Annotated in this window: 12 protein-coding genes; all 12 read left to right on the top strand. The window is 59.0% G+C overall.

The features are described from left to right. Positions 1 to 111 precede the first annotated feature (111 nt). On the top strand, positions 112 to 1221 hold the full coding sequence (locus tag DMX11_RS05720) for an N-acetylneuraminate synthase family protein (RefSeq protein WP_012051613.1): 1110 nt from the start codon (positions 112 to 114) through the stop codon (positions 1219 to 1221). A gap of 2 nt (positions 1222 to 1223) precedes the next feature. Next, entirely contained in the window at positions 1224 to 3053 is a 1830-nt protein-coding gene (locus tag DMX11_RS05715; RefSeq protein WP_256590508.1) for a thiamine pyrophosphate-binding protein, read from the top strand. Further along, positions 3053 to 4183: an FkbM family methyltransferase gene (locus tag DMX11_RS05710; RefSeq protein WP_110743619.1), complete on the top strand. Its 1131-nt coding sequence runs from the start codon at positions 3053 to 3055 to the stop codon at positions 4181 to 4183. The genes DMX11_RS05715 and DMX11_RS05710 overlap by 1 nt, the downstream gene beginning before the upstream one ends. Further along, positions 4183 to 5136 (top strand): NAD(P)-dependent oxidoreductase, encoded by a 954-nt coding sequence (locus DMX11_RS05705; RefSeq protein ID WP_110743618.1) that lies wholly within the window; start codon positions 4183 to 4185, stop codon positions 5134 to 5136. The genes DMX11_RS05710 and DMX11_RS05705 overlap by 1 nt, the downstream gene beginning before the upstream one ends. A gap of 70 nt (positions 5137 to 5206) precedes the next feature. Further along, complete coding sequence (locus tag DMX11_RS05700) at positions 5207 to 6109, top strand: class I SAM-dependent methyltransferase (protein WP_256590507.1); 903 nt, start codon at positions 5207 to 5209, stop codon at positions 6107 to 6109. A gap of 214 nt (positions 6110 to 6323) precedes the next feature. After that, positions 6324 to 7259, top strand: a complete 936-nt coding sequence (locus DMX11_RS05695; RefSeq protein ID WP_110743617.1) for a ketoacyl-ACP synthase III — start codon at positions 6324 to 6326, stop codon at positions 7257 to 7259. Between the two features lie 252 nt (positions 7260 to 7511). Then, positions 7512 to 8363 (top strand): flagellin domain-containing protein, encoded by an 852-nt coding sequence (locus DMX11_RS05690; RefSeq protein ID WP_110743616.1) that lies wholly within the window; start codon positions 7512 to 7514, stop codon positions 8361 to 8363. Positions 8364 to 8434: 71 nt separating this feature from the next. Further along, on the top strand, positions 8435 to 8812 hold the full coding sequence (locus tag DMX11_RS05685) for a flagellar protein FlaG (RefSeq protein ID WP_110743615.1): 378 nt from the start codon (positions 8435 to 8437) through the stop codon (positions 8810 to 8812). A gap of 81 nt (positions 8813 to 8893) precedes the next feature. Beyond that, complete coding sequence (gene fliD / locus DMX11_RS05680) at positions 8894 to 10306, top strand: flagellar filament capping protein FliD (protein WP_110743614.1); 1413 nt, start codon at positions 8894 to 8896, stop codon at positions 10304 to 10306. 137 nt (positions 10307 to 10443) lie between these two features. Further along, complete coding sequence (fliS, locus tag DMX11_RS05675) at positions 10444 to 10839, top strand: flagellar export chaperone FliS (protein WP_012051622.1); 396 nt, start codon at positions 10444 to 10446, stop codon at positions 10837 to 10839. A 14-nt stretch (positions 10840 to 10853) separates the two neighbouring features. Then, positions 10854 to 11150, top strand: a complete 297-nt coding sequence (locus DMX11_RS05670; protein ID WP_110743613.1) for a flagellar protein FliT — start codon at positions 10854 to 10856, stop codon at positions 11148 to 11150. A 169-nt stretch (positions 11151 to 11319) separates the two neighbouring features. Next, complete coding sequence (gene fleQ / locus DMX11_RS05665; protein WP_110743612.1) at positions 11320 to 12795, top strand: transcriptional regulator FleQ; 1476 nt, start codon at positions 11320 to 11322, stop codon at positions 12793 to 12795. Positions 12796 to 12821 lie beyond the last annotated feature (26 nt).

Here is a 12821-nt window from a genome sequence, read left to right as displayed (position 1 = left end):
GCCGCCGGGCACGTCCCAAGGCGGCGAGCAATGCCGGCATCAGCCGCACATAAAACACAGCATGCCTTGGCGCCACATCGACCCGGCCCATGGCAACCAGGGGAGTATCCGGTGAAAACCATTAGTCAGCGTGACAAAGACCTGTTTGAAAACCTGTTCGTACTGGAGCTCGCCAACAACCATTGGGGCAAGCTGGAGCGCGGGCTGAAAATTGTCCGCGACCACGGAACGATTGCGCGTTACAACAACGTCAAGGCTGCCATCAAGCTGCAGTTCCGCGATGTCGATGAATTCATTCATCCTGATTTCAAAGGTACCGCAGACCTTCGCTATGTGAAGAAGACCGAGGACACTCGCCTGACCAAGGCGGAGTTCGCCCGCATGGTGGAAGAAGTCCGCAACCTGAGCTGCATTCCCATGGCGACGCCATTCGACGAAGCCTCGGTTGACCTGTGCGTCGAATTCGACATGCCGATCATCAAGATCGCCAGTTCCGACATGAACGACTGGCCGCTTATCGAGAAAATCGCGTCCACCCGCCGGCCCACCATCATTTCCACGGGCGGGGCATCGGAAAAAGATCTGGACGATATCGTTCGCTACTTCGAAAAGCGTGATATCCCGCTGGCCATCAACCACTGTGTCTCGCTGTACCCCAGCGAGGACGACGAGCTGCAGCTCGATCAGATCGACTACCTGCGCAACCGGTATCCTGGCCATGTCATTGGCTTGTCTACCCATGAGTACCACGACTGGCACTCGTCCATGCTCATTTCCTACGGCAAAGGTGTTCGTACCTGGGAAAGGCACATTGATATCCAGTACCAAGGTGTACCGGTATCCAATTACTGCTCGCTCCCTGAGCAGTGCGATACCTGGTACAAGGCCTTCCACAAGGCCAAGGAGATGTGCGGGGGTGTCAGCGGCACTCGACGCATCATTTCGCGTAAAGAAACCGAGTACCTCAATGCACTCGTGCGGGGTGCCTATGCACGTCGGGACCTGTCGCCGGGCTACGTGCTGAACCGGGACGAGTTCGAAAAGGACTTCTACCTTGCAATCCCGCTGCACAAAGGGCAACTGTCGTGCCGGGAAGTGATGAACGGTGAAACGCTGCTGCAGCCGATCAAGGCCAACGAACGCCTGACCATCGACCACATTGACGGGCCTTACAGTGAAACCCCGGCACTGAAAGAACTGATCCTGGGCCGAGGGCTGTGATGATGGCGACGGTATCCCAGCAAATTGCGCAATGGTTGGTTCAGCAAGGGGTCGAGCAGGTTTTCACCGTCACCGGCGGCGGTGCCATGTTCCTCAACCAGGCCTTGGGTGGCCATGAGCAACTGCGTTGCACGTTCATGCACCATGAGCAGGCTTGTGCCATGGCCGCCGAAGGTTATGCGCGCATCACCGGCAAGCCGGCCGTGGTGATGTTGACGACCGGTCCGGGCTCTATCAACGCGCTCAACGGCGTGCATGGGGCGTTCACCGACTCCATCCCGATGATCGTGTTGTCTGGCCAGATCAAGCGCGAAACCTGTGTGTCTTTCCAGGATGTGCCAGGCCTGCGTCAGTTGGGTGATCAGGAGGGGCCGACCATCGCCATGGCCAGCCCGGTCTGCAAGTACGCGCAGATCGTGCGTTCGGAGCAGGATGTGGAGGTCATGCTGCCCAAGGCGTTCGCCGAAGCAGTAGGCGGTCGCCCCGGGCCTGTCTGGCTCGATATTCCACTGGATATCCAGCAATCCAAAGCCCAGCTCGATATCCCCGCGCCATCGTTGATCCCACCGCCGCGGGCCGAGGATTTGCGCGCTGCCTGCCGTGATATCGTCGGCAAGCTGCTGCAATCGCACCGCCCTGTGGTGCTGGGGGGCACCGGTGTGCGCCTTTCACGCACCGAGCAACGGCTGCTGGCGCTGGTGGAGCGTTACGGCATTCCCCTGGCGACCGCCTGGACCCATGATTTGATCGCGTCTGATCACCCATTGTTCGCCGGCCGCCCTGGCACTATCGGTACCCGTGCCGGCAACTTCTGCTTGCAGGCGGCTGACTTTGTGCTGGTGCTGGGGTCGCGACTGAATGTCCGCCAGACCAGCTACAACTGGCAGGCATTCGCCAAGCACGCCTGGGTGGCTCAGGTCGATATCGACGCCGCCGAGCTGAACAAGCCCACCGTGCGCCCGGACTTCGGCGTTGCCGCCGACCTGGCAGACTTCCTCGATGTCTTCGAGCAAGAGCTGGCAAAGGCTACCCTGCAGAGTTTTGCGCCGTGGGTGCAATGGTGCCAGCACATCGGGCGTACCTATCCGGCATCGGCGGAGCACACGCAAAAAGCCGATGGGCCTTTGAACCCGTACCTGATGGTGCAACGCATCTTTGCGCAGATGCGTGCGGATGACATCGTGGTGTGTGGCAATGCGTCAGCCTGCATCCTGCCGTTCCAGATCGGCGCCTTGCAGAAGGACCAGCGCCTGTTCAGCAACTCGGGCTCTGCGTCGATGGGCTATGACCTGCCTGCGGCTATTGGTGCGGCGACGGCAGCCAAAGCGGAAGGTGCACGCCGGGTGATCTGCTTTGCCGGTGACGGCAGCCTGCAGATGAACATTCAGGAGCTGCAAACGCTCAAGACCATCGGCGTCAATGTGATCGTGATTGTGCTCAACAATCGGGGTTACCTCTCGATCTGGCAGACACACGAAAACTTCTTTGGCCGGGTGATCGGCGCCACGCCTGAATCAGGCGTGGAATTCCCGGACTTCACTGCCGTGGCCAGCGCTTATGGCCTGCGCGCCGAAAGCATCGCTACGCAGGGCGACCTGGCACGGCTCGATGCACTTCTGGAAAGTGATGGCCCGCTGTTGATCGACCTGCACGTCGACCCTCGGCAGGAGTTCGTGCCGCGTATCAAGTCGCGGGTCGATGCCAACGGAGCGTTCGTCACTCCGGAACTGGATGACATGCACCCGTTCCTCGAGCCGGAAACGATGGCGCAAATTCGGGCAGAAGCTGCAGCGCTGCGTTCCGTCCCCAACACCGATAAAGGTGGTATGTGATGGCTGAAAAGAAAGATCGCTTTCAAGACTTCATTGCTCTGCGTGACCGGGCAGCTGATGTCGTACCTGCGCGCATCGACACAAAGCGGCCGTTGTGGATCTTCGGTGCGGGGAACTTTGGTCGTAGCCTGGCCGCCGCCGCACAGCAGCAAGGTATTGCTGTTGGCGGCTTTGTGGAGACATCGCCACGCATCGACTCGGCCCTAGGGTTGCCCGTATTGAACTGGCAGGCGCTGGCCCGCCAGGCCCCCGAGGCGCAACTTGCACTCGGTATTTTCAACCGCGATGCGCCTTACGATGAGCTGTTGTCGATCGTTGCCGAGGCAGGCTTCGCCAAACCATTGATGCCCTGGGAGTTGTACGAGCAGTTCGCTTCTGCCTTGGGCTGGCGGTTCTGGCTGAGCAGCCGTAGTTACCTGCTGGACGCCATGGAGCGTATCGGGCGCGTGGCAGACAAGCTGGCAGATGAAGAAAGCAAGCAGCTTCTCTATCGGATGTGTGCATTCCGGCTCGGGTTAGACCTGGAGTACGCCAGCTTCCTGTCGCAGGAGGAACGGTATATCAATGCGTTGACGTTGCCGGCCTTGCAGGGGCGCGATATCACGTACGTGGATTGTGGTGCCTACGACGGGGACAGCTACGAAGAGTTGATTGCCTGGCCCGAAATTTCCTGCAGCCGAGCATTTCTGCTTGAGCCTGACCCTGAAAACTTCGCTCGGCTGGTGCAGCGAGTGGGGGCTGAAGATACCCGCGCAATTTGTTTGCCATTGGCGGCCGCTGAGCATTACGGCATTCTCACTTTCAACGCTGGCCAGGGTGAGGCTTGCTCTATCAGCCAGCACGGTGGGGGCGTATCGATTGCTGCCGTCGCTTTGGATCAGATGCTGCCAAGCGCGCCGGTCGACCTGATCAAACTGGATGTCGAGGGCGCTGAAGCACAGGTGTTGCGTGGTGCTGAACAGATCATCCGGCGTTGCCGCCCGGTACTGATCGTGTCGCTGTACCATAACCCTCAGGATGTGTGGGAACTGCCGGAATTGCTGTTCGAGTTTTGCTCCGATTACCGGTTCCATATTCGGCAACACTGCCCGAACACGTTCGAGTCGGTTTTGTACGCAGTGCCGAACTGATGAACCTGCTATTGACCGGCGGTACCGGCTTTTTTGGCAAGGCGCTGTTGCGCCACTGGCTGGAAATCGCCGATGCAGGTTTGCAGGTGCCATCGGTAACGGTATTGAGCCGGTCGCCCGAGGCGTTTCTGACCCGGCATCCTGAGTTTTCCGGCTTGGCGTGGCTGCGTCTGCACTGTGGGGACATACTGCAGCCCGCGTCCTTTCCTGAAGCAGCTGGCTTCACGCATGTGTTGCACGCGGCAGCCGATTCGACTGCCGGCGCGCAGCTCACGCCATTGCAGCGCTATATCCAGATCGTCGATGGCACCCGTCATGTGCTGGATTATTCCGTCAGGCAACGTATCCCGCGCTTGTTGATGACCAGTTCCGGTGGCGTGTACGGTCCCCAGCCGCAGGGCATGGAGCAGATTCCCGAGGATTACCACGGCTTGCCCGACCCGTTGGAGCCTGCCCATGCCTATAGCGTTGCCAAGCGCTGCGCCGAGCATCTGGGCATTTTGTACCAGCAGCAGTTTGGCCTGGAGGTAGTCATCGCCCGCTGTTTCGCCTTCGTCGGCAGGGACCTGCCCCGCGATGTGCACTTCGCGATCGGAAATTTCATTCGCGACGCCCTTGAATCGCCCGCCATACGCGTCAGCGGGGATGGAACGCCTGTGCGGTCTTACATGGACCAGCGAGACCTGGCGCACTGGCTGGATGTGATGCTGCGTCAAGGTCGCGCGGGCACTGCTTACAACGTCGGGTCGGATGAGGCGGTGACGATCGCTGAGCTCGCTCATCAGGTGCGTGACGTTCTGTCGCCACAAAAACCTGTGCGTATTGCAGCTGCACAGGCTGCCGTGGGGAGTTTCCGCAACCGGTATGTGCCGTGCATCGACAAGGCGCGCTTGGAGCTCGGGCTGCAACTGCGTCATGGTTTGCAGCAGTCGATCAAGGACGCGGCGATTTAGAGGGCTGCCCGGTTGAACTGGCCGAGGCGCAATAATCCCATTTTTACCTGGACGTGCTAGGTCTGACTTCATGATCAACGATGTGTTTCCCGCCGGTGCCCGCGAACGCGTTGCTACCCAGTGCGTTTGCTGTGGGTCGGCGCAGTTGTCGCGGTCTCCTGCGGTGCTGATGCCTTTCGTGTCGCATCGAGCCCTTGGCTGGGCGCCTGCAGTCATCGACGCCAGTTGGGGGTTGAACAGTATCTCTCAGGGAACGGCCTACTGCGTGTGCAATACCCTTCACTGCGCGCGGTGTGAGTTCCTGTTTCTGGATATCCGGTTTTCGGACCGCGAGATGCAGCGCCTCTATGAGGGTTACTACGGCAAGGCTTATGAAGATTTGCGAGAACACTATGAGCCAGGCTTCAGGGAGCGCAACAAAGCGCTGAGCGCGCCCAGCGAACTGCTTGGCCTGACCCGTTCATACATTCTTCGGCATATTGCCCCCACACAGGTCCTGGACTGGGGTGGGGGCGACGGCTCCAATACACCGTTCAAAGGGCAGGGCTACTCGACCGATATCTACGATATCGACAAAAAGCCCACCGTGCCCGGTACCAGCAGCGTGACCCAGGACGAGGTGCGAGGCCGTACCTACGACTTGATCGTGTGCCGGCATGTGCTTGAGCACGTTCCTTATCCAACGGACACACTTGCGCAGATAAGCGCCTGCATGCACGACGATACGTTGCTGTACGTGGAGTTACCCCACGAGGCGTTGATGGTTGGCAACGAGCAGGTTTCGGCCGAGCAAAAGCGGCATTGGCACGAGCATATCAACTTCTTTTCGGTGGCAGCGCTTACCCATCTGTTCACGCTTGCCGGTTTCACCGTCCTGGATATTCAGTCGACCGCCTATGCCAGTAATCCCAAGCTGGGTTCGGCAGGGCACCTGCTTCAGGCGGTTGTGAAAAAGGTACCTGGAGGCGTGTGACCTTAGGGGGGATGAGGCTCTCGGGCTGCGTGAAAACCATGCAAAAGCGGCCCCGGCATTGCGGCATTTGCAGCTTTGGTCGTATAACCGTGACTTGGCAGTCGAAACGTGCATCTTTAATCTATCAAGTCAGCGGGCAGCTACGTCGATGGCCTGACGAGGCCAGTTTCAGGCCCGGTCCCGCACTCTCCGCCATGTCAACCGGGAAGCCACAATGATTGGCATTAAAAGCATCGCCAGTTACGTACCTTTGAAGGGTGTAGACAACTACGCCCAAGGTGCGAAATTCGGCAAGGATCAAGAGTTCATTTTCGGCAAGATCGGTTCGACCTTCTTGCCGCGCAAGGATGCCAACCAGGAAACATCCGATCTTTGCGTCGAGGCAGCCAATGCATTGTTTGCCGCCAATCCGTCGCTGAATCCAGCTGCCATTGATGCAGTGATAGTGGTCACCCAGAACGGCGATGCCGAAGGGTTGCCGCATACCGCGGCGATTGTTCAGCACAAGCTTGGGCTTTCGACCGCCGTTGCGGCCTTTGATATTTCACTGGGCTGCTCGGGCTATGTCTACGGCTTGTATGCCATGAAGGGTTTCATGGAGGCCGCGGGCCTCAAAAACGGCCTGCTGATCACTGCCGACCCTTACTCGAAGATTGTCGACCCGGAAGATCGCAATACCACCATGCTGTTTGGTGACGCCGCTACCGCCACCTGGATGGGCGAAGACGCTGCCTGGCAATTGGGCAAGTCGTTGTTCGGCAGTGATGGCGCGGGTGCGGAGCACTTGCGTACCACCGATGGCAAGTTCTTCATGAATGGTCGCCAGGTCTATAACTTTGCCTTGGTCAAGGTGCCTGCGCACTTGCATCAGCTGCTTGAAGCCAGCGCACTCCAGGCCGACGACATCGACCTGTACTGCCTGCATCAGGGCAGCGCGGCGATCGTGGATGCCGTTTCGTCGCGCTTCGACGAAGGCGAGCACAAGCAGAAGTTCGTCAAGGATATGGTCGAGACGGGCAATACCGTGTCGTCAAGCATACCGCTGTTGTTGGAAAAGCACGTGCTTGGCTCCGGCTGCAAGCGCGTGGCGCTGAGTGGCTTCGGGGTGGGCCTCTCATGGGGCTCGGCCATTATCGAACGCTGCGACTGACCATTCGTCGCCTTCCACAACGCCGTCATCGTCTGACGGCGTTTTACTTTCTATCCTGCAACAACGTGCCGCCTGTAAATTGGCGTCAACTCCTTGATTTCATTGGACTGGCACGGTGCCAGCAATTTTTTTTGAAAATCCGCTAAAGCAAGACGCCCTGACGACGATAACTATTACGAAGGTTCTCTGTGCCACCTCCGGCGAATTGCCAAGGCCGGAAGCCGTAGTACCCAATCCAACGAGGAATTCGTCATGGCTTTGACTGTAAACACCAACACCACCTCCCTGGGCGTTCAGAAGAACCTGAACCGGGCTTCCGATGCACTGGGCACCTCGATGACCCGTCTGTCCTCCGGCCTGAAAATCAACAGCGCCAAAGACGACGCTGCCGGCCTGCAGATCGCTACTCGCATGACTTCGCAGATCCGTGGCCAGACCATGGCGATCAAAAACGCCAACGACGCCATCTCCATCGCCCAGACTGCTGAAGGCGCGATGCAAGAGCAGACCAACATCCTGCAGCGTATGCGTGAACTGGCTGTTCAGTCGCGAAACGACAACAACAGCGAAGCCGACCGCGATGCACTGGATAAAGAATTCCAGTCGATGCTCAAAGAGATCGACCGTATCGCCGGTTCGACCCAGCTGAACGGCAAGAACCTGCTGGACGGCACTGCCAGCGACATGACCTTCCAGGTTGGCTCCAACACCGGCAGCGACAACCAGATCACCATCAGCCTGAGCGATGCCATGAACACCACTGGCGCGCTGAGCGGCCTGAGTGGCCAGAGCATCACCGGTGCTGACAGCGCTGCTGCCGAAGCGACCTTCACCGCCGCCCTGAGCGCTATCGATGACGCGCTGAACGCGATCAACAGCACCCGTGCCGACCTGGGTGCCGTGCAGAACCGTCTGACCAGCACCATCAACAACCTGCAGAACATCAACGAAAACGCCGAAGCCGCCCGTGGCCGTGTACAGGACACTGACTTCGCCGCCGAAACTGCCCAGCTGACCAAGCAGCAGACCCTGCAGCAAGCTTCCACTTCGATTCTGGCCCAGGCCAACCAACTGCCATCCGCCGTACTGAAGCTGCTTCAGTAATCGCTGATGGTGATCGGCGGGGGAGTGCATTCTAAGGCGCTTCCCCGCCTTTTCGTTATGAGGTGGTAGACATGGACATGAGCGTCAAGCTGAATCTGTCCTACCCGGCATCCCGCCCCGCCGAACAGGCTGGCGAAAAACCGGTTGCCCGCGCCGAGGAAGCTTCGCGTAGCGGCAGTGACACGCTGGTACCCAATGCCATCAGTGCTGCCGAGCACAGCAATGATGCCGAAAAGGTGAAAAGCGCGGTTTCGGAAATCGAAAAGTTTCTCAGCTCCACCCGACGCAATCTGGAATTCTCCACGGACGAAGAATCCGGAAAGATCGTAGTCAAGGTCATCGCCAGTGAAACCGGCGAGCTGATCCGCCAATTGCCTTCTGAAGAGGCCTTGCGGATTGCGCATAACCTGAGCGATGTAAACAGTATTTTGTTCGACGCCAAGGTTTGATCGGCGGAGAATATGCTAAGGCAGGAATCACGTCGGGCTTGCAGGAGCAGGTTCTGACGGTCAACAAAGAGGGATAACTGTATGGCGAGCACCCTGGTTTCCAGTATCGGTCAAGGTACTGGTCTGAACATCACCGATATGGTCGCGGCGCTGGTCAATGCCGACACGGCGGCCAAGAAGGCGCAGATCACTCGGCAGACCAGCAACAATACCGCGATGATTTCCGGTGTGGGCTCGCTTCGCAGTGCCCTGACGGCGTTTCAGGACGCCATGGCAAAGCTGAACAGCTCCACCAGCCCCGCTTTCAATGCGTATGCCGCCAAGTCGGCCAATGAGTCGGTGGTCAAGGTGACGGCTGGCAACACCGCGGTGGCCGGCAGCTATGACATTGTGGTCAATCAGCTGGCGACCGGCTCTAAAGTGGCCAGTGCCCCCATTGCTGGCGGTGCGGCTGCCACGGTGACGGGGGGTACGCTGACCATTGAGCAGAATGGCAATACCTATGAGCTCGAAGTTGAAGATGGCGCCTCGTTGCAGTCCGTGCGCGACCAGATCAACAAAGAGTTGGCCGTCCAGGGTATCTCCGCCAACATCGTGAACGGCAAGGACGGTGCGCGGCTGGTGTTCAGCTCCACCACCACCGGTGCCCAGACCGACCTGATGGTCAGTGGTGTCCCTGAGCTTGAGATCGACGGTACTGAGCAGATGTCGGATACCGGCGCCGGGTTCATCACCGCCAAGGCGCAGGATGCCGAGCTGACTATCGACGGCCTGGTGGTCACCAACAAGAAGAACACCATTACCGACGCCATCAGTGGCATCACGCTGGAGTTGACCGGCGTCAGCGCCAGGTCGGGCGCCGACGGTGTGCCCACCAACGTCTCGGTGTCGCAGGACAATGATGGCCTGAAGAAATCGATTCAGTCGTTCGTCGATGCCTACAACACGTTGCAGAAAACCATCACGGCGCTGACAACGTCCACACGTGACGAGGATGACAACCTGTCGCTCGGCCCCTTGAGCAACGACCCGACCACCCGTTCGCTGGTCAACGATATTCGCAAGGTGCTGTCCGAGGTGGGGGCGGGTGACCAGTTGACGACCCTGAGCCAGTTGGGCATCAACACCACGAAAGATGGCACCCTCGAATTCAACTCGACCAAGTTCACCGCGGCGATGAACGACAAGAAGCTGGGCTCCGAGGTTCAGGAGTTGTTCACCGGCTCCAATGGGCTCATCGAGCGTATGAACAAGGCCATCGATCCGTACAACTCCACGGACGGCAGCCTGGCGACGCGCAAAAGCAACCTGGACAAGGTGGCGAAGAACCTGGCAGACCAGCAGACCGCGTTGGATCGTCGCACCGAGGCTTTGACCGAGTCGCTGACCAAGAAGTGGGTGGCGATGGACACTGCGGTGGCCAAGCTGAACGCCCAGGCCGACCAGATCAAATCGGTTTTCGACGCTATCAACGCTCAGGCCAAGAACTCCTGACCGTTCTCGCCTTTTGCCCTGCAAAAGCCCGGCAGCGACCAGTGTCGCACCGGGCTTTTTGCGTTGGCACTAAAGTTTTTTGACGCTCAGGCGATACACAGGTACAAGCAACCTTTTTCGCTGCACGAGGTAGATCCATGAACCCGATGTTGGCCCTTCGGCAATACCAGAAAGTCAACGGCGTGGCGCAGACGTCCGAAGCCAGTCCGCACCGCCTGGTACAGATGCTTATGCAGGGCGGCCTTGATCGTATGGCCCAGGCTAAGGGTGCCATCGCGCGCAATGACATCGCGCAGCGGGGTATTCTGCTCGGTAAGGCCATCGACATCATCGGTGGGCTACGTGAAGGTCTGGACCTGGAAAACCATGGTGACAACCTGGCTGAGCTGGATAGCCTGTATATCTACATGAGTCGCCGCCTGACCGAAGCCAATCTCAAAGGCGATCCGACCATCATCGACGAGGTCGCGCGCCTTCTGATCACTGTGAAGGAAGGTTGGGACGCAATCGGCGACCAGTCGTCGGCTTCCTGATAAAGGAGCATGACATGAGTGAAGTAATCGCCCGAATCGAACAGACCCGCGACATGCTGTTGGCTGCGTTGGCTGACCGCGACTGGGAGGCAGTGGGGGAGTTGGACCTGGAATGCCGTTTGCGCATCGGTGATATGGTGTCCGAAGCCAGAGGAAATGAGGCGGACGTGAGTGCCAGTCTCGAGGAGTTGCTGCGCGTTTACCGTCAACTAATCGAGGTTGCAAGTGGCGAGCGTCAATCCTTGGTCAATGAAATGACGAAAATCCGTCAGGCGAAGAACGCGGCAAAGGTATACCATTTGTTCACCTGACCACCGATGTTGCAAAAAGCCGTGCGCCATTAATTTGACTGATCGGTGTTTTTTGACTTTACTAGTGGCTGTTTTCGAATTTCAGACGTCCGAACACTGACCATTCAGTCGGAATGATGTCGAGCACGCCCCTGCAGGGCGCCGATATGACTAGGGAAGTTGCTATTGCATGTGGCGTGAAACCAAGATTCTGCTGATCGATGACGACAGCGCGCGCCGCCGCGACCTTGCGGTGGTGCTGAACTTCCTCGGCGAAGAAAACCTCGCATGTGCCAGCAATGACTGGCAGCAGGCGGTCGAGCCATTGTCCTCGAGCCGCGAAGTGCTGTGCGTGCTCATCGGCACCGTAAATGCTCCGGGCAACCTTCTTGGGCTGCTTAAGACAGTGGCTACCTGGGATGAGTTCCTTCCGGTTCTGCTTTTAGGTGAAATTTCTTCTGCCGAATTGCCGGAAGACCTTCGCCGCCGGGTGCTCTCCAATCTGGAAATGCCGCCAAGCTACAGCCAGCTGCTGGATTCGCTGCACCGTGCCCAGGTTTACCGCGAAATGTACGACCAGGCGCGTGAGCGCGGTCGCCAGCGCGAGCCCAACCTGTTCCGCAGCCTGGTCGGCACCAGCCGGGCCATCCAGCATGTGCGGCAGATGATGCAGCAGGTGGCCGATACCGACGCCAGCGTGCTGATCCTGGGTGAATCGGGCACCGGCAAGGAAGTGGTGGCGCGTAACCTGCACTACCACTCCAAGCGCCGTGAAGCGCCGTTCGTGCCGGTCAACTGCGGTGCGATCCCGGCCGAGCTGCTGGAAAGCGAACTGTTCGGCCATGAGAAAGGCGCCTTTACCGGGGCGATCACCAGCCGTGCCGGGCGTTTCGAACTGGCCAACGGCGGCACCCTGTTCCTCGACGAAATTGGTGACATGCCGTTGCCCATGCAGGTCAAGCTGCTGCGCGTGCTGCAGGAGCGCACTTTCGAGCGCGTCGGTAGCAACAAGACCCAGAGTATCGACGTGCGCATCATTGCGGCGACCCACAAGAACCTCGAGACCATGATCGAGGACGGCACTTTTCGCGAAGACCTCTACTACCGCCTGAACGTGTTCCCCATCGAGATGGCGCCACTGCGTGAGCGGGTAGAAGATATTCCGCTGCTGATGAACGAGCTCATCTCGCGCATGGAGCACGAGAAGCGCGGTTCCATCCGCTTCAACTCGGCGTCGATCATGTCGCTGTGCCGCCACGGCTGGCCGGGCAATGTGCGCGAGCTGGCCAACCTGGTCGAACGCATGGCGATCATGCACCCGTACGGGGTGATCGGTGTGTCCGAGCTGCCGAAGAAATTCCGCTACGTCGATGACGAAGACGAGCAGATGGTCGACAGCCTGCGCAGCGACCTAGAAGAGCGGGTGGCGATCAACGGTCACGCGCCGGACTTCAGCAGCCATGCCATGCTGCCACCGGAAGGCCTCGATCTTAAGGACTACTTGGGTAGCCTGGAGCAGGGGCTGATCCAGCAGGCGCTGGATGATGCCAACGGTATTGTTGCGCGCGCGGCTGAACGTTTGCGTATTCGCCGAACCACCCTGGTGGAGAAAATGCGCAAGTACGGCATGAGCCGCCAAGGCGGTGAGGAGCAGGCGGAGGATTGATGTTTGGGCGGGGTGTTCGCCTGGGG

Source organism: Pseudomonas sp. LB-090624, from assembly GCF_003205205.1.
GTDB lineage: Bacteria > Pseudomonadota > Gammaproteobacteria > Pseudomonadales > Pseudomonadaceae > Aquipseudomonas.
This window is presented reverse-complemented; position numbering and strand designations above follow the sequence as displayed.